Annotated in this window: 22 protein-coding genes; 13 read left to right on the plus strand and 9 right to left on the minus strand. The window is 63.2% G+C overall.

The window, feature by feature from the left end; translation table 11 throughout:
* Nucleotides 1-70: 70 nt before the first annotated feature.
* The 5 genes from EKK97_RS24980 to EKK97_RS17865 are packed head-to-tail and all read right to left on the minus strand — an operon-like array spanning nt 71 to nt 6418.
* Entirely contained in the window at nt 71-760 is a 690-nt protein-coding gene (locus EKK97_RS24980) for an Orn/Lys/Arg family decarboxylase (RefSeq protein WP_236551276.1), read from the minus strand.
* A complete protein-coding gene (locus tag EKK97_RS17850; protein ID WP_236551277.1) occupies nt 757-2874 on the minus strand; it encodes a PLP-dependent aminotransferase family protein in 2118 nt (705 codons plus the stop codon). Before EKK97_RS17850 ends, EKK97_RS24980 begins: the two co-directional genes overlap by 4 nt.
* 39 nt (nt 2875-2913) lie before the next feature.
* Nucleotides 2914-3942, minus strand: a complete 1029-nt coding sequence (locus EKK97_RS17855) for a C45 family autoproteolytic acyltransferase/hydrolase (RefSeq protein ID WP_159553934.1) — start codon at nt 3940-3942, stop codon at nt 2914-2916.
* Nucleotides 3939-5531 (minus strand): biotin carboxylase, encoded by a 1593-nt coding sequence (locus EKK97_RS17860; protein WP_234286745.1) that lies wholly within the window; start codon nt 5529-5531, stop codon nt 3939-3941. The genes EKK97_RS17855 and EKK97_RS17860 overlap by 4 nt, the downstream gene beginning before the upstream one ends.
* A gap of 17 nt (nt 5532-5548) precedes the next feature.
* Entirely contained in the window at nt 5549-6418 is an 870-nt protein-coding gene (locus tag EKK97_RS17865; RefSeq protein WP_201296912.1) for a carbon-nitrogen hydrolase family protein, read from the minus strand.
* Nucleotides 6419-7077: 659 nt separating this feature from the next.
* Between EKK97_RS17865 and EKK97_RS17870 the strand changes: the two genes are divergently transcribed.
* The 6 genes from EKK97_RS17870 (at nt 7078) to EKK97_RS17895 (ending at nt 13785) form a co-directional block, all read left to right on the plus strand.
* Nucleotides 7078-8160, plus strand: coding sequence for a hypothetical protein (locus tag EKK97_RS17870; RefSeq protein WP_159553938.1), 1083 nt, complete (start codon nt 7078-7080; stop codon nt 8158-8160).
* Between the two features lie 114 nt (nt 8161-8274).
* Nucleotides 8275-9399: a hypothetical protein gene (locus tag EKK97_RS17875; RefSeq protein ID WP_201296913.1), complete on the plus strand. Its 1125-nt coding sequence runs from the start codon at nt 8275-8277 to the stop codon at nt 9397-9399.
* 116 nt (nt 9400-9515) lie between these two features.
* Nucleotides 9516-11462: an AAA family ATPase gene (locus tag EKK97_RS17880; RefSeq protein WP_159553940.1), complete on the plus strand. Its 1947-nt coding sequence runs from the start codon at nt 9516-9518 to the stop codon at nt 11460-11462.
* Nucleotides 11459-12811 carry a DUF6638 family protein gene (locus EKK97_RS17885; RefSeq protein WP_159553942.1) on the plus strand — a complete coding sequence of 451 codons (1353 nt, stop codon included), beginning with the start codon at nt 11459-11461 and terminating at the stop codon, nt 12809-12811. The genes EKK97_RS17880 and EKK97_RS17885 overlap by 4 nt, the downstream gene beginning before the upstream one ends.
* A 50-nt stretch (nt 12812-12861) precedes the next feature.
* Entirely contained in the window at nt 12862-13128 is a 267-nt protein-coding gene (locus EKK97_RS17890; protein ID WP_159553944.1) for a hypothetical protein, read from the plus strand.
* A 9-nt stretch (nt 13129-13137) separates the two neighbouring features.
* Entirely contained in the window at nt 13138-13785 is a 648-nt protein-coding gene (locus EKK97_RS17895) for a DUF1523 family protein (protein ID WP_159553946.1), read from the plus strand.
* A gap of 39 nt (nt 13786-13824) precedes the next feature.
* Here the strand turns inward: EKK97_RS17895 and EKK97_RS17900 are convergent, their stop codons facing one another.
* The 3 genes from EKK97_RS17900 to doeA are packed head-to-tail and all read right to left on the minus strand — an operon-like array spanning nt 13825 to nt 16558.
* Nucleotides 13825-14301: an Lrp/AsnC family transcriptional regulator gene (locus EKK97_RS17900; RefSeq protein ID WP_159553948.1), complete on the minus strand. Its 477-nt coding sequence runs from the start codon at nt 14299-14301 to the stop codon at nt 13825-13827.
* 32 nt (nt 14302-14333) lie between these two features.
* Nucleotides 14334-15347 carry a N(2)-acetyl-L-2,4-diaminobutanoate deacetylase DoeB gene (doeB, locus tag EKK97_RS17905; RefSeq protein ID WP_159553950.1) on the minus strand — a complete coding sequence of 338 codons (1014 nt, stop codon included), beginning with the start codon at nt 15345-15347 and terminating at the stop codon, nt 14334-14336.
* Nucleotides 15348-15358: 11 nt separating this feature from the next.
* Nucleotides 15359-16558, minus strand: a complete 1200-nt coding sequence (doeA, locus tag EKK97_RS17910) for an ectoine hydrolase DoeA (protein WP_159553952.1) — start codon at nt 16556-16558, stop codon at nt 15359-15361.
* 211 nt (nt 16559-16769) lie between these two features.
* On the opposite strand from doeA, the gene ehuR reads away from it, so the two are divergent.
* Together ehuR and EKK97_RS17920 are read left to right on the plus strand one after the other, a co-directional pair.
* Nucleotides 16770-18158: a MocR-like ectoine utilization transcription factor EhuR gene (ehuR, locus tag EKK97_RS17915; protein ID WP_159553954.1), complete on the plus strand. Its 1389-nt coding sequence runs from the start codon at nt 16770-16772 to the stop codon at nt 18156-18158.
* Between the two features lie 57 nt (nt 18159-18215).
* Nucleotides 18216-19151: a 2-hydroxyacid dehydrogenase gene (locus EKK97_RS17920; protein ID WP_159553956.1), complete on the plus strand. Its 936-nt coding sequence runs from the start codon at nt 18216-18218 to the stop codon at nt 19149-19151.
* A 64-nt stretch (nt 19152-19215) separates the two neighbouring features.
* On the opposite strand, the gene EKK97_RS17925 is transcribed toward EKK97_RS17920, so the two are convergent.
* Nucleotides 19216-21210 (minus strand): methyl-accepting chemotaxis protein, encoded by a 1995-nt coding sequence (locus tag EKK97_RS17925; protein ID WP_234286743.1) that lies wholly within the window; start codon nt 21208-21210, stop codon nt 19216-19218.
* A gap of 300 nt (nt 21211-21510) precedes the next feature.
* Here EKK97_RS17925 and EKK97_RS17930 point away from each other — a divergent pair, with 300 nt between their 5' ends.
* The 5 genes from EKK97_RS17930 to EKK97_RS17950 all read left to right on the plus strand — a co-directional run bounded on the left by EKK97_RS17930 (nt 21511) and on the right by EKK97_RS17950 (nt 26684).
* A complete protein-coding gene (locus EKK97_RS17930; protein ID WP_159553958.1) occupies nt 21511-22074 on the plus strand; it encodes a nicotinamidase in 564 nt (187 codons plus the stop codon).
* Nucleotides 22071-23420, plus strand: coding sequence for a nicotinate phosphoribosyltransferase (locus EKK97_RS17935; protein WP_159553960.1), 1350 nt, complete (start codon nt 22071-22073; stop codon nt 23418-23420). The genes EKK97_RS17930 and EKK97_RS17935 overlap by 4 nt, the downstream gene beginning before the upstream one ends.
* Nucleotides 23421-23517: 97 nt before the next feature.
* Nucleotides 23518-24201, plus strand: coding sequence for a hypothetical protein (locus EKK97_RS17940; RefSeq protein WP_159553962.1), 684 nt, complete (start codon nt 23518-23520; stop codon nt 24199-24201).
* 100 nt (nt 24202-24301) lie between these two features.
* Nucleotides 24302-25228 (plus strand): LysO family transporter, encoded by a 927-nt coding sequence (locus tag EKK97_RS17945; protein ID WP_159553964.1) that lies wholly within the window; start codon nt 24302-24304, stop codon nt 25226-25228.
* A gap of 190 nt (nt 25229-25418) precedes the next feature.
* Nucleotides 25419-26684, plus strand: coding sequence for an ABC transporter substrate-binding protein (locus EKK97_RS17950; RefSeq protein WP_159553966.1), 1266 nt, complete (start codon nt 25419-25421; stop codon nt 26682-26684).
* The last annotated feature ends 4 nt before the right edge of the window (nt 26685-26688 follow it).

The raw sequence follows: 26688 nt of genomic DNA on the forward strand, positions 1-26688 counted from the left end.
TAACCAGCAGGGCAAGTGCGCTTTTTTTTGTCCTCCATGGCTAAGTTGCGTTTTTTTCTGCGCGCGGCGTTCAGGTCTCCGGCGGCGCGGCCAGCGCCTCTTCGGTGAACACGATCAGGCCCAGCTCCGGCCGGTAACCGTGAATCTCCTTGACGTCGAGCGCCTGCAGGAAGTGGAGGATCTCTTCGCTGATGACCTGCCCCGGCACCAGCACCGGGAAGCCCGGCGGGTAGGGAATCACGAAGCTGGCCGAGACCACGTCACGGCCCGCTCGCATCTCGGCCTGGAGTTCACCGTTGTCGAAGCGCAGGTACTCGGTGTTCTCCTCGTCGTAGCTGAGGAAGTAGGCACGTCGAATGTCGCCCTCGGGGGTCTCGGGGCACTGGCGGAAGGCGTCGTGGAAGCGGCTGAAATCAGGCAGCGGCGGCAGCTCCTGGGTCAGCGAATGCACCCGGCGTTCGATGATCTTGCGCTCGGGCCGGCTGCTCTCCTCCCAACGGTACTCGAACTCCTTGGCCAGCTTGATCAGCACGTCGAGCAGATAGGCGATGGAGCCACGGGTGGTGCCGATGTTGGTCATGAACAGCACGGTGTTGCGCGAGGTCTTGTTGATCTGGATGCCGTACTTGTTCATCAGGTATTCGTTCTTGAAGGCGTCGCCGTCGACCCCGGTGTTGCCGATGGCGATGGTCACTCGGGTCGGGTCGACCACGAACTCGTCCCGCGCCCAGGCCTCCTCCATCTGGTTCCAGCCGGTCACCGGGTCGTAGTAGGACTCGACCCCGATTCGCGATACTCGGCGGGCACCATGTCGCTGTTCTTGAGCACGCGGAAGTACTTCTGCAGCAGCGGATGGGTGTAGAGCTGCTCGCGCAGCGACAGCGCCGCCTCCACCTGGGCATGGACCAGCTCGAAGCCCTCCATCTCGGCCTGCATGCGGCCCACGTCGAGCGAGGCGAGGATCTGGTAGTTCGGCGATGTGGAGGTGTGGGTCATGTAGGCCTCGTGGAACGGGGCCTCCACGCGCTGGCGGAACTCCTGGTCGTAGACGTGGATCATCGAGCCCTGGCGCAGCGAGGTCAGGGTCTTGTGGGTGGAATGGGTGGCGTAGGCGCGGATGCGCACCGCCTCGGGGTCGGGCATCAGCCGACGGTCGAGCCAGGTAGCGTCGTCGTCGGGATCGAGTGTGTCGAACTCCGCCTTCCACGCCGCATACTCCTCGCGGTAGGCCTCGCTGCGGTAGCGGTCGCGCAGGGTACGCGCGGCGTGCATGGCGGTGCGCGGCCGGTAGGTGGGGTTGAAGGTGGCGAAGGCGAACCACGCCTCGTCCCATAGGAACACCAGGTCGGGCTTGATCGCCAGGCACTCCTCCATCACCCGGCGCACGTTGTAGACCACGCCGTCGAAGGTGCAGTTGGTCAGCAGCAACATCTTGACCCGGTGAAGCTGACCGGCGCGCTTGTAGGCAAGCAGGGTCTTCTTGATCTCGTGCAGCGGCACCGCGCCGTACATCGAGTAGTCGTTGAGCGGGTAGGAGTCCAGGTAGCTGACGTGGGCACCGGCCAGCACCATGCCGTAGTGGTGCGACTTGTGGCAGTCGCGGTCGATCAACACGATGTCTCGCGGCTTGACCAGCGCCTGCACCACGATCTTGTTGGCCGTCGAGGTGCCGTTGGTGACGAAGAAGCTCTGGCGCGCACCGAAGGCCCGGGCGGCATACTCCTGAGCCTTCTTGATCGGCCCGTAGGGCTGCAGCAGCGAGTCGAGCCCACCCGAGGTCGCCGAGGTCTCGGCGAGGAAGATGTTGATACCGTAGAAATCGATCATGTGCCCCGCCCAGTGCGAGCGGGTCACCGACTTGCCCCGCGAGATGGGCATGGCGTGGAACACCCCAGTGGGCTTCTTGCTGTACTCGCGCAGGGCATCGAAGAACGGCGTGCGATAGCGGCTGTCGATGGCACGCAGGATGGTATGGTGCTGCTCAATGTAGTCGGTTTCGCGATAGAAGATGCGGTTGAAGTGGCGAATGTCGCGGCTCGCCGTGGCCTCCACGTCGCCGCTGGTGACCAGGAACTGATCGATCTCGGGGCGCAGCTCATGGATCATCGAGCTGAGCAAGATGCTGCGCTCCGCCTCGGACTGGTGCTCCAGCTCCTGCTCCGAGAGCCCTTCCAGGTAGTTGCGCAGGGCGCTGAGGTTGTACTTGGACTTGTAGGGAAACTCGTAGCGGATCAGGCAGGCCTGGATGTTGGGGTTGACCAGCACGGCGATCAACGCATCCTCGAAGCTGCGCACCGTGACCACGTCGTAGACGAAACGGTCCTCGGGCCGGCGCAGGCTGTGGAACGCCTCGCGCACCACCTCTTCCTCCTGGGCCGAAAGGTTGTCGACGATCAGCAGCTCGAAATAGGGCTGCGCCGAGCTGTTGGAGGCCGGGTGCCCGTGGCGCAGCTGCGCCAGGGCATCGAGGGTCTCGAGATCCTCGGCGTCGGCATCGGTCTCGGAGAGGTCGACGTGACGACGCCGATAGGATTCGCTGATCAGCGCCCGCACCAGCCGCTTGACCACCTTCTCCAGCAGCACGTACTCCTCGCGGTCGAACAGCGACCACAGATGACGGAAGTCCTCCTTGGAGGGAAAGGCGTGGTAGTCCTCGATGATCTCGAGCCGCGTCAGCTTGACGTCGATCGCCTTGATCAGGTTGCGCGCCCGGCTCTCGTCGTTGAGTCGCACCAGCTGTCCCAGGTCGCGCTTGAGCGCGTTCCAGGTGTCGGCGCGAAGCTGGGAAATCTTGTGATAGAAGCCCAGCGCGGTATAGGGCGTTTCGGTATGGCTGCTCTCATGCATGGCGACACCCTTTCCATCGTTGTTCATTGTCTTTCTTCCGGCGACGACGCTCGCCGCCAATACCGGCTATCTGGGGCCGTAACGGACCCTCAATTGCTTCTCAGCGAAATGATCGAAGGCCAGGTCGAGGGTTTCCCCCGGCCAGCGGTAGCTCACCCGTCCCGTCACCGGCCAATAGGCCGCGGTATAGATGGTGCCGAGCCCACGCGCATAGTCACGGCGAAACAGCGGCGGCGCGGCGAAGGCCTCGAGCAGGCGCGCCTCGGTGGTGGCCGGATCGTCCACCAGGATCGATAGCTGGCGCTCGCGGATCAGCGTCTCCGAAGCCAGCGCATGGGCGTACCACTCGATCTTCTTCTGGTGGTTGGTGGCCACCGGCACCCGGCGGATGCTGGCCCGACGATCGGGGGCGATCATCGCCGTGACGTAGCGCCCCGCGGCATCGGTCAGGGTGATGTTGTAGGCCATGTGGGTCGGCACCCGGGCCAGCACCTCGGCGGCCTGGGGCACGCTGTCGCAGAACTCCAGCAGGTAGCGCAGGATGATGGGGGCGCCGAAGCCCTCGCCCACCGCCTTGCGCCCGCCGAAGGCCAGCGACACGGCGAGACCGGCCTCGTTCATGCCATCCAGCACGCCCCACAGGCAATCGGTCATGGCGATCACGCCGCGCCCGTTCCAGCGGGTATAGAGGACGGTGCCCTCGCACAGCTCCGGCGGGTAGTCGTAGTTGCGCGCCAGCAGGGGCGCGCCAGGGCGTGCCAGCACCGCCTGGGAGCAGCCGGTAATGTACGGCGGCGGCTGGTAGAGACTGAGAAAGCGCGCCGCCAGGTCGCCACCGCCGGCCAGCTCGCACAGTGCCCGGTAAGTCTCCAGCAGCTCCGGCATGTGCTGGCGCAGGGCGTTGTAGCAGCTCAGGTAGCCCGGCCGCTCACGCTCCCCCTCAGAGAGGTACCACGCCTCGTAGGCCGGCCAGTGGTAGTCGAACAGCGACCGCCACTTGGAGCCAGGCGTCTCCTCGTGCAAGGTACGAAAGACCAGCACTTTCTCCATCTCGACCCGCCGCGCCTCGTGATGCCGTTTGGCTCCGCCGTTCATAGGATCTTGAAATTGCCGCCGCCGATGGCGTGATTCACGGCGACCTCCTCCACCACCGGGTCCTGCAGCGGTTGGCCGGCATACTCGCCACGGATGCCCTCGATCCAGGCCTTGGCCCGCTCGGTGAGCTGGAAATCGTCATCCATCAGGCGGCCGCGAGTGATCAGGATGCCCAGATCGGCGCCCTCGTAGCGGAAGTCGCCCGGCCCGCTGATACGCAGGAAGAAGGCCTCGCGCTCGTTCTCGGCGGCATGGGGATGGTAGCTGTAGTGGTCGTAGGCGATCCGGTTGTCCTCGCCCAGTGTCCACACACCGGTACGGGGCGCGCGGGTGAGCAGGTCGACGCTCTCGTCGGTGTGCTTGATGACCAACTGACTCCAGCTGTCGACGCTGTCGGGATGCGACCAGCGCTCGTTGATCTCCTCGATGTCGAGATCGAAGTCGACGTCGGAGAACTCCAGCAGGTGGAACAGGAACAGCGGGATATCGGAGTGGGCGAAGGCCGCCACGTTGGTCAACGAACTGGCGCCAGTGACGCGTGGGTTGAGTTCTCCCAGGTAGACCTCGCCGTTGTCCATGTCGATCAGGAAGTCGAGTTCGAAATAGCCGCGGTAGCCCTCTTCGCGCAGGGCTTCGCCGAACTTGAAGGTGTACTCGCGGGCCTTGTCGCGGATCTCCTGGCTGAAGGCGCCGGCGAACATCTCGTTGCCGCACCAGCCACCCTTGTAGGGCGTCAGCGACTTGAAGCCGACCAGTTCGGTCATCAACGGGCCCACCACGGTGCCGCAGCGGGTGGCACAGGCCTCGATGGCCGAGCCGCGACAGTTGATGCGCTTCATGATCTTGACCTCGGGCTCGGCCTCGATCTCCTCGGCATGCTTGTAGTAATCCTCTTCACTGGCGATGAAGAAGGTGGTGTGGCCGGAGTCGCCGTAGGCGGTCTGCACGACCAGGTCATCGCCCAGCTCACGGCTGACCTCGAGCAGTTCCCGATAGCTGCCGACCTTGGCCAGCACGTTGGGCACGCTGGGCACCCCGGCCTTGTTGCCGATACGCACCGTCTCGATCTTGTTGTCCATTCGGCTGCGCAGTGCCGCCGGTGGAAAGGCGACGCGCAAGCCGAGCTGCCGGCAGATCTCCTCGGTATGCTCGTCGAACATCAGGAACGCGGCCACCCCGGCATTCTCGCCAGAGGCTCGCGACTGGATGAAATCGATCACCTCCTTGTGCTCGAGCAGGTAGTTGTTGATGTCTTCGATGCTCTCGAAGTCGCGCGGGAACTTCTCCTTGGGCACGAAGACGTTGCGCTGCTGACCATCGAAGCAGTCGATGTAGTTGATGTGCCGGAAGTTGCCTACCCAGTCACCGATACCGAGCAGGTTGAAGTTGGTAGCCGAGATGAAGTAGACCGGCTCCTGGTTGTTGCGAAAATGGCGGCGAACGTCGGCAATGTTGTTGATTTTCATTGTTCTCGCTCCATCGATGACGGTAGGGGTGATATCGGCACGCCCCGGGCCGGCGACCGATACCTGGGTGGAGCCCGGCGGCTGGAAGCATCGCTGTATCAGGTGAACCAGGGACTCCCACATGGCGACCTCCTTGACGGTCAATACTCCTCAATATCGGTGCGCTGCGGCTTGGCCAGCGGCCCCAGGCTGGCCAGAAACGGCGAGGGGCCGTGCTCGAAGCGATAGATGGAGAAATCCACCTGGCGGTCGCGGAAGCTCTTGAGCGGCTGCCCCAGGCCACGTAGGCCGGTCTCGCGCTCGCGCCGGACGCGGTTGAAATCCACTTCGATCGGCATGATCTCCTCGCCCGAGCCGGCCTGGTGAATGACGTCGCCCGAAGGCCCCACGACGATCGATCGACCATTACCGATGGCACCCGCGCCATTGATGTCGAAGAAGTAGCACTGGTTGACCGCGGCGTTGGTCCGGGCGATGGAGAGTTCGATGTCGCGGTCGATGGTATCGGTCATGGTCGGATGGAGAATCACCTCGGCGCCCATGGCCGCGAGGGTCCGGGTGGTCTCGGGAAACCACATGTCGTAGCAGATCGACACGCCGAAGCGGCCGACGTTGGGTACGTCGAAGAGGACGAACTCGCTGCCGCTCTCCACGCCGGCCTCGTAGGGGCGGAAGGGGAACATCTTGCGGTAGCGCGCCACTACCTGCCCGCTTGGATCGATCACCGACAGGGTGTTGTAGATACCGTGCTCGGTACGCTCGAACATCGAGCCGGGAATCAGCCAGATGCGGTACTGCTCTGCCAACTGGCAGAAGAATTGCTCGATGTGGCTCGGTAGCGGGTGGGCATGGTGCGGCGAGGCACCCAGCGGCATCAGCTCGCTGAACAAGACCATCTGCACCTGGGGGAAGCGGCTCATCAGCACATCGACCCGGTGGCGCATGGCCTCGGTATTGTCGCCGTGATGCGGGGCCTGCATCTGCACCCCGGCGATGGTGAAGTAGGACATGGGCATCTCTCTGCGTCAGGCGATCTCGTCTCTGGGCGCTATCCATCTCGTCCGGCACCACGATGACATGCCGGAAAGATCGCCCGGCCTGGTGAGTCTTCACTCACCTCGCCTTTAGCTTATGCCATGGTTCCACTCAGAGCATCAACGTTGAGTTCGCGTTGGAGGCCGCGCTACCGGCGACCTCGGCTTAAATCAACTGAGGAAGCCGCCCCGTTCCAGGCCGGAGGCGGCAATGGATCCTTCCAGCGACGATAGCCATGAGAGCAGTGTTCCGCTGACGGCGCCAATCGCCCTTCATCGGGCAGACCGAGGTACAGCGGGACCATGGGAATTCCATTCCGCTGTACGAAGTCTCTGCTGTTCTTGTACGCTAAATTAGTACTAGTTTGTAAGATATTGTCCACAGCGCTGTAAGAATTTGGCTTATCGACACTCAAGAGCAAGCCACAGCGTCTCTACTGTCATCTTGACGTAGTGTCCATTTCTTCTCGATTCCTTCCGGTTCGGCAGCCCAGGGAAATACCTGCTTTTCCCAGAGCAAGCGGAGCAGAAAACCACCGTTTTTCGCCAGCTTTTACGATTTGACACCAAACGTAAAAGAACAATAAATCTCACCCTCCCACTGGTCGCCCATCGCCCTTTAAGGAAAGGAATTCATGAGCTCCGCGCAGTTCGACAAGTTGATTCAGGAATCCCAGGACAAAGTCAAGGACTCGCAGGCCAAGATCGCTGCCGTCACCTCGCGCATGGAGGCCGCACGCAGCAAGATCGAGGCTGGCGAGAATGCCGGCATCGATATCGAGAACGCGACCCTCGACGACGTTCACACTCATACCGAGCTGATGAACGCCAATATCGCCGAACTCATCATGGGACTGGACGACACCACCGCCGCCTTCTCGAAGGACTTCGACGAGATGCGCAACAAGACCGGATGGGAGAGCTTCATCAGTTTCTTCAGCAAGGCCAAATCCGAGTCGATGCGCCAGGAGCGTATTCGTACCGCGAGCATCGACGACAAGCTGCAGGATCTGATCGCCAAATCCGATGTCATCGTCAGTTTGCTGCAGAATCAGCTCGAAACGCTGGAGGAGCAGCGTGAGAAAGTGCAGCGCAATCTGGCCGCTACCCTGGGTGATCGGGAGTTGACGGTTCAGGAACTGGAAAAGGTCCGCGCTGCCATCCTCGCCCTCGATCCCAGGATCGTCGAACTGGAAAACAAGATCGCCGTCGAGCAGGATGCCGCCGCGCGGGCCAGGCTGGAAACCGAGCTGGCCGATATCAACGAAGACTACAATGCCATGGTTCAGGACGAGCAGGTCATGATCGCACGCTCCCAGACCTTGGAGCGCTATATCGAAAAGGGCAAGACCTGGATCGACAGCCTCCAGAACCAGGCGGCGACACAACAGGTCCTGATCAACAAGCTGCAGACCGACACCCAGCAACGCGTGGTGCTCTACGATGCGCTGACCAAATCGCTGAAGACCGCCCAGCAGCAAGACGTTGCGCATCGCATCAACGAAATCGGCACCGAGACCGATAAGGAAGCGCAAACCGCAATGGCCGCGATCGGCGCCGCCACGAATCAAAGAATGGCTGACATGCTGGAGGCCCACGAAGGCCAAATGGTGTTCGCCCGAGAAGTGCTCGAGAAGAAGGCCAAGGCGGACGAGCGCTTCGCGCGCCGCTTCTCGGCCATCGTCGAGAAGCACGACAAGAATCTGTACGTCGGCTGACCTTCACTGCCTGCCGGCAAGAGATGTCTCTAAAGCCACTGATGGGGGCATGCCTCGTCAGTGGCTGCGCTTCGCTCAAGAACTCGAACCGCTCGGTGCAACCAGAGAGAGACCATGATGACGGATCCTAGTCTGGATCATGCCGACCTGACTGATCCCCTTGCCTCACGTCGTTATTTCCGCAAGTTCGAGCAGATTCTCAAGCATCTGACGCGAGCCGCTGCCGCCATGCATCTCGAAGGGCAGCTCGACAAGCACGCGGTGAAGGTACTAACCGGCTATCTGGTTCAGCTCAATTTCAGCTTCCAGGCGCTGAGCATGAAGTACCTGTTCAGCGGTCAGCACAGCGGGCGTCTCTCCAGCCACTTGACCGTGGACCGTCACAACAGCGGCTTTCCGCTGGCCGCAGAACTGCTGCACATGGCGAACGATGCGCTGCAGGCGCACAAGCACCTTGCCCACCTGCCCAATGCCACACAGCTGAAGGAGCAGATGGTACGTACCATTCTGAGCGAGCGCAGGACACCGACCCGACTGCAGCAGGCCTTGTCGCAGCGGCTCTATTACGAGGAGCTTGCCAAGGGCCAGCTGTTCTGGGCCCAGAATCACCCGCAGTGCGAATGGCGCGGCGATGCTGGCCAAGGGCGACGCCGGTTCATGCTGCATTGGGCCGCCTACGACAGCCAGGTCAATCTGCCTGTGATCTACCTGGCCGAGGTCGAGGATAGCGGCAAGATCGCGCTGCTCCAGGACCTCGCTCGCTGGCCGGATGTACAGGAGCACCTAATGGCTCAGTCGCTGGCCGGCCTGAAGCTTCTCACCATTGCCCGCGGCTTCGACGAAGACTTCAATTGCCTGCATCCCAAACGCCTGCTGCGCTTTCACGTGGGCCCCATGTACTCCTCGACCTATACCCGACAAGCCGGCTCGCTGCGCCGAATGCTGGAAGCCGCCGGCGGCACCGAGGGGCAGGACTGGGTGTTGGCTTGGACCATGGAGGTACTGGAGAGCGAGGACGTGCGCGAACAAAGAGTTGGCTGGTTCAGCAAGGCAGAGCGTGAGGTCTTCGCCCTGGACCCTTTCGGCGGGCAAGCCGCCGATACGGGCGCAACGCGTACCGAACGGGCGATCATCCTGCCCCAGCGTCCCTTCCAAGCCTTGGCCGAACTCGATCCACCGGGTTTTGCCGAGGTGCGCAAGTTCGTCGTCAGCCCCAGCGGACAGGTCTTGCAGTACTGAGCTTAAAGCGCCGTACGACGGAGTGAGAGCGGCTTCCTGATGTTTGCCCGTGGCACGCGGGACTGAGTGAGCCGGATTTACATCATTGGGCAGGAACGCCCACGAGAGAGAATGTCATGAGTATTACCAGCGACCAGATGGAGCTTCGCGAAGAGGAGATCCGCAAGCACTACGGCACCGCCATGTCCATGCTCGAGGGCTTCGATCATACGCCGCGAATCGCCCACCCCCAGGAGACCGATGCCCTGACGGAACCCGAGCGCTCGCCCGGGATTGCCCGTATGCGCCGTCTGCGCTCCACGACACCGGGCCTGGTGACTCGCTCAACGGCTCGTCCCGATGGCGTCCATCTCCGCAGGCGGATCGAATCCACCGATGCCGACGAGCCTCTCGTGTCACCGCTGCAGGCCACCGTGCAGCATCAGCTGCGTCGAGCGCTTGCCATCGCCCTGGCCGTCGGCGACGCCTTCTCTTCCAGCTCGGGCCTGGCCGAACTGAAGCGCGCCAACCTGGCCGGCACCCTGAATGCCAGCCGCCGGGCCGAGTTCACGGAGCTGCTGGCCGCTGAAGCCTTGGCCGTGCTGCACGTGTTTGGCAACGCCACTGCCTTCCTGCTTGCCCCTCATGCCAGCGAGGTCCAGGTCGAGGTCGGCGAGGTCGAGGAAGTGCTGACCGACAACGCTCAGCTTGCGCTGCATGGAACGCTCTGGGAGCTCGACCAGAAACTCGCGATACATGCCCATGACGATGCACGACTGATCGCCACCCTGGCCGCCTTTGCCGAGCAGGTCATGGAGAGGGTCACTCTACGCGCGCAGAACGCACCTCGACTCGCGTCCTTTTCCGATGTGGTATGGCGCATCGAAGCCGATGACCTGACCCTGCGCGGCTTCGAGCCGGCAACCAAGGCAAAGTCCTCCACGCTCACCATGACCTTCAAGAAGCCTCATGAGGTGGTCGGTAACCATATCGCCAAGTATCAAGCGCTGCGCCTGGCCAAGATGCTGATGGCCTATGATTTCGAACGGCGCCTGAACCCCTTCGCCGAGATGGGCGGGTTCATCTTCACCTTCATGGGCGACGGCAAGCCGGGAACGGGCAAGACCACCCTCATTCAAATGATGGCGGGCTTGTTACACGAGTATTGCCAGGTGGCGGGCTATCCCTTTCGCTACCAGAACTTTGGTATTGACAACATCGACAGCTATCAGGGCAAGTCCGGCCAGAACGCCAAGGCGTTCATCAACGCGCTGATGGACCCTGGCGTAATCGGTTTCGGCACCGTGGATGATATTGATCAAATCGCGGGGAAGCGCGGTGACCGCCAGTCGTCGGCCGGCCAGCAAGAGGTCACCGCCGTGCTCATGGATGCCTTTGCCGGTGCCAATACCCTGGTACGAGGCAACTGCACCTTCGGCATGTTCTCCAACTATCCCGAGAACGTGGACGACGCCCTGCGCCAGCGGTCGGGCGCCCGCTTCCTGGTGGACGGTCCCCAGACACGAGAGGACTATATTGATGTCCTGCATCTGTTACTTGGCGGCAACCACGAGATTCCGTTGGGCGAACACGACCTGTATGCCGCCCAGGAGATCAAGCAAGCCGTCGCGCGTTCCTTCGAGTCGCATAACCGCCCGCAGGAAGACATGCTGCTGGCCGTCTTCGACCGCGTGCATTCCCGGGTCGGCGAACTCGACACCATCGCCAAGCTCGGCAGCTATCTGAAGGCGATTCAGGAAGCCGACGAGCGCTTCACCGGACGTGCCGTCAAGAACATCACCGACGCCGTAAAGGTACGCTCGATGGATTTCGAGCTGCCGGACGAATGGATGGAAAATCCCGAGCTGTTCCTGTTCAAGGATTACGCTACCAAGACGGCAATGATCGCTGAACTGAGGGTACCCATCACCACAGAGATGGTGCTTCAGGAGATCAACCGCTACGCCGACAGTGAGTTCCGCTATGCCGGAAAGTCCGACGATGCAGCGATAGAAACCATGGTGCGCGAGCTCAGCCGTCAGGAGGAGGCCAAGCGGCGTTATCTGGAGGAGCGCACGGCATGAAGCGCCTGATCGAAAAGGGCCTCATGTTCGGCAATCTCATGCATGTCGACACGCCGGTTCTGGTCGAGCGTTACAACCGTGCCTTGCGTCACCTGACAGGAAAGAGTACCGCACTGGCCGAGTTCCATATCGACATTTCCGGCTACTCGCCAGAGATCGGCGATGAACTCGCGGACCACTACTACCTGAACCATGGCGGCGTGAACCGCCAGTTCATTCTGCTCTCGACCGAGCAGAGGCATTGTCCTCTGCTCAACGCCGAGTTTTCCACCAGCCGCGACATCCTGCGCCGGTTCATCGACACCAACGAACGCCAGTTGTTCGCCCTTACCGGGACGGATGCCGTGGCCGGAGAACTGGAGAACTCGGTACTCGAGGTCTCCTCCCCCGAGCAGTTGTTCGACACCCGCCGCATCGTCGTCGAAGCCGATACGACCGGCGGCACCATCGCCCACTCGGCTCGCCTGGAGAGTCTGATTGAGCGCTTCCTCAGCGAGCAGGACGCCTGGTTCGATGGCGCGTTGATCGCCGAAATGGTGGAAACAGCGAAGCTTACCGGAGACATCTCACGCAACCCGGTGCGCCTGCAGCATGCCGAATTCGAGCAGAAGAATTTCTGGACGTCTCATTTCGGTGGGCTCTACCTGTTCACCGACGTGCAGCATTCGGCGCTGATCGCGAGCGGAGAGAAACCGCGGGGCAGACTTCCGGTCGATCGCGTTCTGAGTTTCGAAGACCGCAAGGGTATCGCCAGATTCCTCGAGGACAACCAGCTTGCCGAGCCTATCGTCAAAGCTCGTGGAGCCAACGAGGTTGTCATATTGCGTCAGAAGATGGACTTTATCCTCGCCGCCACCCTGGCGCACCGGGGCGTGGCTCTAGATCACCTGTCGCGCTCCGATATGCGACGTCTTGCCCCCAGGCATACCGAGCATCTTCCCAAGGAGTACGAAGGGCTCGCCGCCATGGCTCGCTGGGCCGAGACGCGAGGGGCAAGACCCAGAATCGGCATGGAGCATCCGAGCTACTTCTACCTGCTGCGCGCGACGAACACGCCCGACAGGGATCTCGTCAATATGCTGCTGGCCGAACTTTCGCCATTGGACTTCCGCCAACTCTTCATCTGCCACAAGCATGAATTCTATCGCCGCTACCGCAGCTGGTCCGAATCGAAGAGGGCCTATGTGACGAACATGCTGTCTCGCGAATATGCCATGGACAAGGCCGGTGCTCGTGCCTTGCTGTTCGGTGATGGGCCAGACATGCACGGCGCGATCGAAGAACCCAAGGCCGAGGCGAGAGACGCCATATCCGGCCCGAACGCTGGCGGGGAGACGCTGTTGGCATGATGCCCATCGCCGGTCAGCGCCTCGTAACGAGCGCGAGAGGATGTTGGTAGATGCTGGCCTTCCTCAGGCTCGTACTCACCTTCTGCGCGATTCTGGCCATCTTCTACAACGCCCTCGCGCTCTACGTTCGCCTCAGGTACCACGCGGCACTCAAGCAGCGCTGGAGGGAGCTGGGGGCAAGCGGCGATCCGGGCACGTTTCTGCGGGAGGGCATGAAGCGCTATGACCGCTCCATTCGGCGCAAGCTGATCCACCTGGTCTATGTGCTGCCGCCGAGCGTCATCCTGCTCATTGTCTATGTCATCAACTTCATGTGAGGATCCGTCATGGTCTACGTGAAATGGGGGTTCTGGCTGATTGTCTGGACCATCGTTGCCGCTTTCCTGCATTACAGCCTGCCCAAGTACGATGTCGTACGCATCGTCAACACCTACGAGAAACGCCAGGATCTCGACAGCTGGACACGCATGTTCTGGGCGGATCCGGACGAGCAGTCGCGCCGGCTCGCCAATCGCGACGTGCAATTCATCCAGGCGGTGCGCCCCAACGGCCGTACCATCGTCTACCGCAACGAGGATACCGGCTGGGGATGGCCACCCTACTTCAAGTTCGACACTGCGAACCTTTACACCGAAGCCAGCGACCTGATCTCCACCAAGGCCGACCCCAAGTGGGTCGCCATCATGCACTTCGGTTGGCGCAACATTTTCCTGTCGATATTCCCCAACGCCATCTCCGTCACTCCGGTGGATGGACCCGAGGACAAGCCCTTCAATTGGTTCACCAACCTGTTCATGGTAGTGCTGGCCGCATTCGCAGGGTACGTCTACCTGCGCTGGCGTCGCTTCCGGCGTAACCGGCTCGACCCGGTATGGGAAGGCGTGGAGGGCAGCCTGAATGCCGCTGGCGGCGCCATCTCGGCGAAACGAAACCGCTTCCAAGCCTGGCTGAACACCTGGAAGGCGAAAAAATAGCTCGGCGCCGCCAACGGCAATCAGTCGACCCGCAACCTCTCAGGCGTGGAAGTCGCCCCGCTCCAGGCCGGAGGCGGGGCGCTTGACCGTCTTGGTCACGATGTAGGTGAAGTAGCGCTCGATGCCGACCTCGGAAGTCAGCCACTCGTCGACGAGGCGCTGGTAGGCATCGACGGAGTCGGCTTCGACCTTCATCAGGTAGTCGACCCCGCCGCCCACCGCCACGCATTCGGTGACCTCAGGAGTGTCGTGAACCAGCGCCTCGAAGCGGGCGAAGCTCTCGGCGTTGTGCTGCTTGAGCTCGATCTGCACCCACACCGGCGTGCGCTTGACCAGCGCATCGGGATTGATGCGCGCGCTGTAACCCTCGATGATGCCGGCCTTCTCCAAGCGCCGCACCCGCTCCCAGCAGGGGCTGACCGAGAGGTTGATCGCCTCGGCCAGCTTCGACTTGGTGATGCGTCCGTCGCGGGACAGGATCTCGAGAATCTTCAGGTCGTATCTATCGAGCTTCATCGTTCTCACTTGTTATTGGCACGCGGCTCGAATCAGCCGAGGGTATCGACGACGTCGGCGATCACGGCGATGGTGTCGCCCATGTTGACCAGCGCGGGGAAGCGTCGCGCCGCCAGGATACCGTCGCGGCCGGCGCGGTACTCGACCGGCGCCACACCGCTGCGGGTCATGTCGTAGACCCTGGCGATGACCTGTCCCTTCTCCACCCTGTCGCCCAGTGCCTGGGTCAGCTCGAGCAGGCCACTATGCTCGCTCTGCACGTAGCAGCTGGCATCGGGCATGTCGAGATAGACCTGAGGCTCGGCGGGCATCTCCACTTTGCCCTCGATGAGGCCGAAGTGAATCAGGAAATTGCGCACGCCACGCTCGGTGATGGCCAGACTCTCGGGTGTCGAGGTGCCGCCGCCACCCAGCTCGGTGGCGACGAATATCTTGCCCTGACTCTCCACCGCGGTATCGAACAGCGCCGCGGCGTCAAGCTCGAACATCATCATCGCGTAGGGCGCACCGAACGCCTTGGCCCCTTCCAGCGCCTGACGCTGCTGCTCGGGGTCGTCGAGCACGTGGGAGGCACCGAAGGGGATGATGTCCAGCGTGCGACCGCCGGAGTGGAGATCGAGTACCACGTCGCACATCGGCGTCATGACCCGGGTGAAGTAGTCGGCGATCTTCTCGGTCACCGTGCCGTCGGGGTCTCCGGGAAAGCTGCGGTTGAGGTTGCCGCCATCCATCGGTGAAGTCCGCTTGCCGGCCATGGCTGCCGGCATGTTCATCATCGGCACGATGATCACGCGGCCCCGCACCTGCTCGGCGCGAAGCTCGCTCGAAAGCTTCATCAACGCGGTGATGCCCTCGTATTCGTCGCCATGGTTACCGCCGGTGAGCAGCGCGGTGGGGCCCTCGCCGTTCTTGACCACGGTGACAGGGATCATCACCGCGCCCCAGGCCGATTCGTCAGTGGAGATCGGCAGCTTGAGGAAACCGTGCTGGACGCCATCGGCATCGAAATCGACGGTAGCGCTGATCGGGCTGGGTCGTTTGCTCATCTTGGCTCTCCTTACTTGACGAACAGCTGGCGTGGGAAGCTGGCCAGCGTCTCGCAGCCGGTTTCGGTAATCAGGATGCTTTCGGTGATCTCGAGCCCCCAGTCGTCCTGCCACAGGCCGGGCATGAAGTGAAAGGTCATGCCTGGCTCCAGGATGGTCTCGTCGGAGGGGCGCAGGCTCATGGTGCGCTCGCCCCAGTCCGGCGGGTAACTGATACCGATGGGGTAGCCGCAGCGCGCACCGCCACGGTCGAAGCCGTACTTGTCCATCGCCGCGCCCAGCGCCATGGCGATGTCGGCGGTGCGGTTGCCGGGCTTGGCCACGGCCAGGCCGTTCTCGATCCCTTCGAGCAGGGCCGATTCGGCACGCACGAAGTCCCGGGGCGGCCGGCCGAGGAACACGGTACGCGACATCGGTGCGTGATAGCGCTTGAACACGCCGGCGATCTCGAAGAAAGTGCCCTCACCCTCGCGGAAGGGCGTGTCGTCCCAGGTCAGGTGCGGGGCGGCAGCATCCTTGCCGGTGGGCAGCATCGGCACGATGGCGGGATAGTCGCCGCCATACACCTTGCCATGCTCGTCGACGCAGCCCTCGATACCGACGCGGTAGATTTCGGAGACCAGCTTGCTCTTGGGCAGCCCCGGCTCGATCACCTCGAGAATGCGTGAATGCATGCCCTCGACGATCTTGCCGGCGATACGCATGTAGGCAATCTCCTGCGGCGATTTGATCGCGCGGCACCAGTTGACCAGAGAGTTGGCGTCCATGAAGCGGGCGTGCGGGAGTTCGCGCAGCAAACTCTGGTATGCCTTGGCCGAGAAGTAATAGTTGTCCATCTCCAGCCCCACCACCCCTTGATGCCAGCCGCGATCGGGCATGATCGACTGGGCCAGGTAGTCCATCGGGTGCATGTCCGGATTCTGGACGTAGTAGTCGGGGTAGTAGGTGATGTTGTCGGGATCGATCCAGCAGGTACGCAGTGCCCCGTTGGCGTCCATGCGACGCCCGTACCACACCGGCTCTCCCTCGAGCCCCACCAGCACGCACTGGTGGACATAGAACGACCAGCCATCGTAGCCGGTCAGCCAGGCCATATTGGAGGGATCGCTGATCACCAGCACGTCGATCCCCCGACTGGCCATTTCGGCCCGCACCTTCCATAGGCGGCTTGCATATTCCTCACGAGTGAAGGACAGGGATACCTGAGTCATTGGGCACTCGCCAAAAGCATCACCAAGAACCGGCCCTGCTTCCACGAGGAAGAGGACCGGGCCATCGGATAGTCGGTCATTGCCGGCCAGGAGGAGCCAGCGTCGAATTGTCCTGATCTCACCTAGGCAAAAGCATGACAATGTCGGGTCAATGCCGCTAAGCTGATAGTAGCATCACCCCTTGGTTGGCGGTCAAAGGCTTTATTGAATCATGGCAATTGATCTGACTCCGTATCTCTCGGATACGGGGCCCAAGTACCTGGCCATCGCTCGCGCACTGTCGGAAGCGGTGCGCCAGGGAGAGCTCGTCCCCGGCACGCGCCTGCCTCCTCATCGGCAGCTCGCCGAGAGCCTGGGCGTGAGCGTGCAGACCGTCTCGCGCGCCTATGCCCAGGCTGAGAAAATGGGCCTGGTACAGGCCCGGGTGGGCAGCGGCACCTGGATCAATGCACTAGACGATGCCAAGGAGTCGGCCTATTTGCGCGGCCACGAGACCCGCCACGAGAGCCCCCTCATCGATCTCTCGATCGCTCATCCGGTCTGTCCGCCCAGCCATCACCTGCGCTTTCGCCAGGCGCTGGCGGAGCTGGCCGAGCAGGCCAGCCCCGAAGTGATCAGCGCCTGCCGTCCGATCGCCGGGCTCGCCCACCAGCGCGAGCGTGCCAGCGTCTGGCTCCAGTCCCGCCTCCACGTGCCCGGCGAGATGGACGACCGCGTTCTCTGCAACGGGGCCGCTCATGGCTTGATGCTGGCAATTTCCAGCGTGGTGCAACACGGGGACCTGGTGTTGACCGAGGCACTGACCGACCACGGTCTGATCGCCCTGTCGCGCACCTTGGGCTTTCAATTGCGTGGCATCGCCATCGACGCCGAAGGCATAATACCCGAGGCCCTCGAGCTGGCCTGCCAGCGTTTCAAGCCGCGCGCACTCTACCTGACCCCAACCCAACTGAACCCTACCGGGGCGACCATGAGCGAGGCCCGCCGCGATGCCGTGGCCGAGGTGCTGGCTCGTCACCGAGTGTGGCTGATCGAGGACGACGTTCATGCGCTGCTGGAGGCGCCGGGCTTCACGCCGGTCGCGTCACGTATTCCGCAGCTCAGCTTCCACGTCACCAGCCTGACCAAGGTGACCGTGCCGGGACTGCGCGCCGGTTATCTCACCGTGCCACGCGGGCAATTGCATCATGTGTTGCCACGTATGCGAGCCACCACCTGGATGGCGACCCCGCTGGTCTTCGAGATCGCCGATCGCTGGCTGGCCGACGGTACCGTCGAAGCCATGGCCGCCGAGCAGCGCACGCTGATCGGCGAACGTCAGCAACTCACCCGGCGCCTGCTGGGGCACCACGCGCTGGAGTCACGCCCCACCAGCCTGCACGTATGGATATCGCTGCCCGACGCCTGGCGCGCCGAGGAGCTGCAGCAGCAGGCCGAGCAGGAGGGGCTCGCGATCACTACGGCGGTGCCGTTCATGGTGGAACAGACCCCACCGCCACGACGCATCCGCGTGAGCCTCGGCGCCGAGCAGGACATTGCCCGCCTCGAGGAAGGTCTCAAGCGCCTGGCCGTGTTGCTCGACGAGGCCCCCCACCCATGATGCAGATCGTCTATTGATACGCTGAGTGCTGAACATTCGCCAACGACAGGAGCCGCCATGCGCGTACTGCTGCACATCAACGACATCGAGGCTTGGCGCGACGCCCTGGCCCAACGCCTGCCCGGCGCCGAGATCGTCACCGCCGCCGACCCTTCCGACAAGCGCCGGGACGCGGATTACCTGGCGGCATGGAAACCGCCCGAGGCACTGCTCGCCGAACAGACCCGCCTCAAGGGAATCGTCAACCTGGGCGCTGGCGTCGATGCCCTGCTGAGCAACCCCGCCCTCCCCCGGGACGTTCCCATCGTCAAGCTGCGCGATGCCGGCATGGGTGAGCTGATCGGCGACTACGTGCGCTACGGCATACTTCACTTCCAACGCGACTTCGATCGCTATCAACGCCAGCAGACTCAGCGCGAATGGCGTGAGCACACCGTCACCGACAAGCGCGACTGGCCGGTGGGCGTACTGGGCCTCGGCGCCATCGGCGCCAAGGTGGCGGCCATGATCGCCGCCGATGGTTTCCCCGTGCATGGCTGGAGCCGCTCGCCCAAGTCGCTCGATGACATCACCTGCCATCATGGCGACGAAGGCCTGGCCGAACTGCTGGGTCAAGTGCACACCTTGGTGGTGCTGCTGCCGGGCACGAATTCGACTCGTCACATCATCGATGCCAAGGCACTGGCCGCCCTGCCCGAGGGTGCCAGCCTGATCAATCCCGGCCGAGGCAGCCTGATCGATGAGGCGGCACTGCTCGAAGCGCTGGGGGAAGGCGAGCAGGAAGGCCGCCTGCGTGGCGCCATCCTCGATGCCTTCCCCGAGGAGCCGCTGCCCGCAGACAGCCCACTATGGCGCCATCCGCGCATCTGGGTGACGCCCCACATGGCCGGGCCAACGCCGCTGCTCGACGCCGTCGACCAGGTGGTCGAGACGATCCGTGCCTTCGAGGCCGGCGAGAAAGTGGAAACCGTCGACCCCGAAGCGGGTTATTGAAGTCCTGGCTCTGCCCGATACGCTGGCGGCAGACCTAGCCCGCCGTCAGCCCATCTTCGTCACTTTACGCCGGCTGTGGCAGTCGCTTGGTCTTGCGGTAGTCGAGCGCTGCGACGTCCGCCACTTCGATCCGCTCGCGCTCCAGGACCTCGCTGACACGAAAGCGTTCGATCAGCCTGGACATCTCGCCGGCCTGGTCGTCGAGCGAACGGCTCGCGGTCGCTACCTGCTCCACCAGCGCCGCATTCTGCTGCGTGGTGGCCTCCAATTGGCTCACGGCCTGGTTGATCTGCTCGATACCCGCCGACTGCTCATCGCTGGCCGACGAGATCTCCGCCACCAGGTCGGCGACCTGGCGCACGTCACGGGAAATTGCCGTGAGCGCTTCCGAGGTCTGCCCCACCAATCCATTGCCGGTTTCCACTCGCTGGGTAGTATTGTCGATCAACTGACGAATGCGTTCGGCCTCTTCGGCGCTACGGCTGGCCAGCTTGCGCACCTCACCAGCAACCACGGCGAAGCCACGGCCATGCTCGCCGGCCCTGGCCGCCTCCACTGAGGCGTTGAGCGCCAGCAGATTGGTTTGAAAGGCTATGCCGTCGATGGCTTCGACGATGGCAGTGACCTGGCGGTTGGCCTCAAAGATCTGCCGCATGGCCTGGCGCGCTTCCTCGGCGACCCGGCTGGCCTGCTCGGCCTGGGTGACGGCCTGCTCGCTCATGGCATTGGCCTGGCGCGCATTGTCGGCCGATTGACGTACGGTGGATGTCATCTGCTCCATGCTGGTGGCGGTTTCCACCAGCGAGGAGGACTGCTCTTCGGTTCGGCTCGCCAGGTCCTCGTTGCCCTGGGCGATCTCGCCGCTGGCCGAACCGACACCGCGCGCGCCCTGCTGGATCGCAGCCACTAGCGCTTCCATGTCGGCGGTGGAGGTGTTGAAGGCGCGATAGAGCTGAGACAGTTCATCGCTGCCGGGCTCGGCCAATCGCTGAGTGAGATCGCCGCCGCGCGCTTCGATCTGGCCCAGGGCTCGGCGCAGCGGCACCACCATGGTGCGTACCAGCACAAAGGAGAGAAGCACTGACACCGCGATGGCCAATGCCGCCAGGCCGGCGAATGTCCAGAGGCCCAACCGCGCTTCGCTCGCCTGCGCGGCAGCCCGCGTTTTCACGTAATCAGCCAGGGCGAGTTCGACGCCGCGCAGACGCTCGAGCTTGCCGGTCTGGGCTTCGAACCAACGCTCGGGGCGAACGCCATACCCCCCATCGATGCCCTGGCGCATGGCAATCTGGCGCATCATGTACAGGCTGCCATGTGTCTCGTGCTCCGCGGTAGCGGTACGGTAACGCGCCGCCATGTCGGCATCGGCCAGCACCGTGAAGCTCTCTTCGAACGCCTCTTCCTCCCCCAGCAGCCTCAGGAAACGGTAGTAGACATCCGGCGACATGCGATTGGCGGCAAAGGCACTGGCCAGCAGTGCACGCTCGATGCCGGCGGTCTCCTTGATTTCCAGCAAGGCGTAATAGGCACCCAGGCTGCGGGTCAACGAGCCGGCGTTGCCGAGCGCGTTCAGTCGGCCTACGACCTCTGCCAGACGCGAGTTGATGTCGGTGTAGTACTCGAGCGCATCCAGGTCCGCGATACCGAGGGCGTCCACCTCGCGGCGCATGCCGGCAATCGCGGCCAACAGCGACTCGACCTCCTCCAGACGTTGGCCAATCTCGGGGTCTCCGCTGAGATCTATCCCCTCCCAAGCGGTACGGTAGGTCGCCAATTGTTCGTCGACGCTGGTGCGCTGGGCAACGAGTCGATCGCCGAAGTTCTCTCCCCGGCTACCGAGGAAGCCGACCGAGAGACCGCGCTCGACCTGGAGTTCATGCACCAGGCCACCCAGACGGGCGGACAGTTCGGTGAAACGATCGACCTGCTGCATGTCATTGGCCAGGCGTTGCCGCTCCATGATGCCGACACCGGCCAGCCAGACGATGATGCAAAGAGGGAGTGCCAGCGCCAGCATGAACTTGCGTGACACCGGGATGCGGTGAAGAAGATTTTGCATGATAGGAACCCTGCCGAGCTCAGTGATATCGAAGGTCGTGACGTGGCTGGCGTAGCATGCCGTTGTTGTTGTGATATCCGTCGGCCTAACGCTACTTCGGCCGGGCACGGAAAATCTTGAACCCGCCGGAACGTTCGTCGGCGAAAACGCTGATCGGCGTCATGGTTTCTGCGGCTCTGCATGAGGCCTCCTCCCCGATGCCTGCCGACATAAGCGGAAACGGCTTGCATCACTACTACAACGAGAGTTGCGAAGGGCATACGCTGATAGATACCCTTTCCCAATCATTGGAGGTTCGTCATGCGTCATGTGGACTACGGCCCGGATACCGCGCTGCTGGTCGTGGACATGCAGAACGACTTCTGTGAAGGTGGTGCGCTCCCGGTAAAAGGCGGCGATGCCCTGGTCACAGGCATCAATCTCGAAATAGAGGCAGCACGTCGCGAAGGTGCGCTGGTCGTGGCTTCCCGCGACTGGCACCCCATCGATCACATGAGCTTCACTCACCGCGGCGGCCAATGGCCGGTGCACTGCGTGCAGGACACCCCCGGCGCGGCCTTTCACCCGCAGTTGAAGCTTCCCGACGACACCGTGCGCGTGAGCAAGGCCACCGCCTTCGATACCGACGCCTATTCCGCTTTCGACGGCACCGGCCTCGCCGGCTATCTGCGCGAGCGTGGCATCGCCCGCGTTGCGGTCTGCGGGTTGGCGATGGACGTGTGCGTCCGGGCCACCGCACTCGAGGCCCGTCGCGAGGGCTTCGAGGTCATCGTGCTCGATGCCCTGACCATGCCCGTCGCCCCGGATTCACGCGGCCACTGCCACCGTGAACTCCAGGCTGCCGGAGTCGAGATTCGACAATGAGCGAGCCTGGCCCCGTGCAGGTGGCAGATAGCGAATTGGCGCTGCTGACCGATCTGTACCAGTTGACCATGCTGCAGGCCTATTGGAAGGAGGCAATGACCGAGCGAGCCACCTTCAGCCTGTTCTTTCGCAAGATGCCCTCGTCGCGGCGCTTCATGCTTGCCTGTGGCCAGCAGTACGCCGCGGCTCTTGCCAGCCGGATACGTTTCACGCCTGCCGCCTTGGAGTGCCTCGACGGGATGGGACGATTCGATAGTGCCTTCCTCGACTGGCTGGCCGAGTGGCGCTTCACCGGAGATATCTGGACCCTGGCAGAAGGCACCCCGGTGTTTCCCAACGAGCCGCTACTGGAAGTCGACGCACCGATTGCCGAGGCGCAACTGATAGAAAGCCTGATCATGAACCTGGTACAGCTCGAGACGGTGCTGGCCTCCAAGGCCGTGCGCATCGTGTTGGCAGCCCGCGGCCGCCCGGTGATCGACTTCGGCCTGCGCCGCATGCATGGCATCGACGCCGCCGTGCGCGGTGTGCGCGCCTACCGTGCAGCGGGTCTGGCCGGCACCAGCAACGTACTGGGCGGGCTACGCCACGACCTGCCGCTGAGCGGCACCATGGCTCATAGCTACATCCTGGCCCACGACAGCGAGACCGAAGCCTTTCGCGCCTTCGCCCGCCACTACCCTGGTACTACGCTGCTGGTGGACACCCACGACACGCTCGACGGCGTGCGTCAGGTCATCGCGCTGCTGCGCGATGAGCCGGAACTGCGCGTCGACGCCATACGGCTCGACTCCGGCGATCTCGGCGAACTCGCCCGAGACTGCCGGGCGCTGCTCGACGAGGCCGGCCACGAGCGGATAAAGATCGTCGCCAGCAGCGGGCTCGATGAGTTCAAGATCGCAAGACTCCTTGAGGAAGGGGCGCCCATCGATGCCTTCGGTGTTGGCACACGGATGGGCGTTTCGGCCGATTCTCCAGCGATCGACCTCTCCTACAAATTGGTGGAATATGCTGGTATACCGCGCGTCAAACACTCCACGGGCAAGGTCAATCTGCCGGGGCGAAAGCAGCTGTTCCGGCGCCAGGGCGACGCCGGCCACTACATCGGCGACGTGATCGCCCGACGCGATGAAATGTTCGACGACGCCGAACCGCTGCTGGTGCCACTGGTGCGTGGCGGCAAACTCAACACCACCCATATGGCCGCGGCCGACCAGGCACGCGAGCGGGTCGAACAGACCCTACCCCGATTGCCCGAAGGGTTGCGACGCCTGGAGCCACCGACGAGCAGCACCGAGTACCCGGTCGTACTGAGCGAAACTCTCCAGCGGCTGGCGGCCTCCTGACCAAGCGCAAACAAGAAACAACCGTGCACTGGGGAACCGATACGCACGGCCAGGGCTCACAGGGACTGTCGCCTCTCAGTCAAGCGGTGCTTTCGCCATGAACCGACCCCGACACGCTCTCGGCTGCCTCACCTGTCTGCTGCTGGCCTGGCTCCCCGCCATGGCGCTGGCGGCGGTGCCGGAGCCCCAAGCCCTCCTGCAGCCGTTCAATGCCAGCTATCGGCTGGAGGTCAAAGGCTGGCCCAACGCCACCATCGATCACCGGTTGAGCCGCGAGAGCGGACACTGGCAGAGCCGCATGCAGGCCGCGATTGCCGTGGCCCGCGGCAACGAAAGCAGCCGCTTCATCGTCACCCCGGAGGGCGTGCGCTCGGTGAACTACTCCAGCGGCTACTCGCTGTTGGGCGTGGGCGGCAACTACCGCCTGGGCAGCAGTGAGCTTTCCGGGCTGCCCGACCGTCAGGCGGCGCTGGTCGAACTCTCGCGCCGCGCCTCGAACGGTGGCTGCGAAGACACTGTCTGCCGCCTCGTCTACCAGGATCATCGTGGTCGCGAGGAGACGCTCGACTATCGACTGCTGGGAACGCAAGCGTTGACCCTGCCTGCCGGCGAGTTCGAGGCGATCAAGGTCGAAGTGAACGACCCGGAAACTCCCGAGCGCAAGATGCTGTTCCACTTCCATCCGCAGTATCCGGGGCTGCTGCTGGCGGTGGATTATCACCGCGACGGCGAACGCAAGAGTCGTCTCACCCTTACTTCGCTGACCTCTGAGGGCCATTGAACACCTATTGACGGCGCCAGCACAGCGCAACGAGCCAAACGCTGGTAGAGTTAGCGGTTTTCGCCGCCCTGGCCTGGGCGGCTCCAACGAAGGAACCGCGATGCTCTCGGGGCTTTTGATCGTACTGCTGCCGCTGCTGCTGGGTTATCTGGTGCCGGTACGCCACGCCGGCGTGATGAGCGTCATCAACCGCGGCGTCAATGCCTCGGTCTACGTCATCCTGCTGCTGATGGGCATCGGCCTGGCGGGGCTCGACGAACTCAGCCGCGAATTGTCACGTATGGGCGGGCAGGCCATGCAGCTGTTCGCGGTGATCACCGCCTGTAATCTCGCCGCCCTGTGGTGGCTGTCACGTCGCCTGGGGCTGCGCATGGGCTCATCACCCGTGGTGAAGGACGCCCCCACCACCAAGCTGGCGGCATTGCTCGGCTCGCTCTCCCTGGTAGCCGTGGTGGCGGGCGGCATACTGCTCGGGCTCGCGCTCGCCTGGCTGGGTGGCGATGTCATCTTCCAGCATGCCGAGCAATGGGCCGAATGGGTGCTCTATGTGCTGCTGGCACTGATCGGCTGCCAGCTGCGCAACTCGGGCATGCCACTGAAGCAGATCCTGCTCAACCGTCACGGGCTGGCCATTGCCACGACCCTGGCGATCAGCTCCCTGATCGGCGGTCTGCTCGCCGCCCCCCTGCTGGCACTGAGCTGGAACGAGGGCCTGGCGCTGGCATCCGGCTTTGGCTGGTATTCGCTCTCAGCGATCCTGGTGGGCGATCAATTGGGTCCGGTGCTTGGCGGCGTGGCTTTCTTCAACGACCTCACCCGGGAGCTGCTTGCCTTCATCCTGATCCCCTTGCTCATCAGGCGCCACGCGCCACTGGCCATCGGCTACGGTGGCGCCACCTCGATGGATTTCACCCTACCAGTGATCCAGCAACACGGCGGCGTGGCCTGCGTGCCCATCGCCGTGGTCAGCGGCTTCATCCTCTCGCTGTTGTCGCCGCCCTTGACCCTGTTCTTCCTTTCGCTCTGACCGCTGCCGCCCTGATGAGAAAAAACCTGGCTGGGCTATGCTCAGGTAGTGCCAGGACACACACCCTGATTAGCCGAAAGTCTAGGTTGAACTCGTCGAGCAGAAACGGCTAACTGAGCGCCATACGAACTTAATCGTTTAAGCTCGTTCAGCAGCCAGCCATAACAACAAGCCGACAAGGATACTCTTCATGTTCAAGAAGTCGTTGATCTCAACCCTCGTCGTGGCAGGAGCCGCCAGCCTCGGCCACGCCCAGGCCGCCGACCTGACCATCTCCTGCGGTGCGGTGGGTGCCGAGCTTCAGCTCTGCCAGCAGGGCGTACGGGCCTGGGAGGAGCAAACCGGCCATAGCGTCGACGTGGTCTCGACCCCCAACTCCTCCACCGAACGTCTCTCGCTCTACCAGCAGATTCTTTCCGCCAACTCCACCGATATCGACATCATGCAGATCGACGTGGTGTGGCCGGGCCTGCTAGCCAATCACCTGCTCGACCTGCGCGAAGTACTGGGAGACGACGCGGGAGAGGGGCATTTCTCGGCCATCATCGAGAACAACACCATCGACGGTCGCCTGGTAGCCATGCCCTGGTTCACCGACGCCGGGGTACTCTACTACCGTGCCGACCTGCTCGAGCAGTACGGTCATGAGGCTCCCGAAACCTGGGAAGAGTTGACCGAGATCGCCCGCGAGATCCAGAACGCCGAACGCGAGGCGGGCAACGACCGCATGCACGGTTTCGTCTTCCAGGGCCGTGCCTACGAAGGCCTGACCTGCAATGCCCTGGAGTGGGTGGCTAGCCACGGTGGCGGCACCATCGTCGATGCCGACGGCGAGGTCACCATCGGCAACTCGGAGGCTGCCGCCGCGCTCGATCTGGCCGCCTCCTGGATCGGCGACATCTCGCCCAGCGGCGTGCTCAATTACACCGAGGAGGAAGCCCGCGGCGTATTCCAGGGCGGCAACGCCGTGTTCATGCGTAACTGGCCCTACGCCTGGGCGCTGGCCCAAAGCGAAGGTAGCGAGGTGCGCGGCAAGGTGGGCGTGACCCAGCTTCCTCATAGCGGTGAAGGCAGCAGCGCTGCGACCCTGGGCGGCTGGAACCTGGCGGTGTCGCGCTACAGCGAGAACGCCGAGCTTGCCGCCGAGCTGGTGGCCTTCCTCGCCGGTGAGCAGGAGCAGAAGCGCCGCGCCATCGAGGGTGCCTACAACCCGACCCTCGAGTCGCTCTACCAGGACGATGAGGTGCTCGCGGCGGTGCCCTTCTTTGGTGAGCTCTACGACACCTTCGTCAACGCCGTGGCACGCCCCTCGGCCCCCACCGGCGACGCCTACGGCCGCGTCAGCAATGCCTTCTTCAGCGCCACCCACGACGTGCTCTCCGGCAACAAGAGCGGCGAAGAGGCGGTCAGCGATCTCGACCGCGAGCTGACCCGACTCAAGCGCCGCAACTGGTAAACCT

This window comes from Billgrantia tianxiuensis, assembly GCF_009834345.1.
Lineage (GTDB): Bacteria > Pseudomonadota > Gammaproteobacteria > Pseudomonadales > Halomonadaceae > Halomonas > Halomonas tianxiuensis.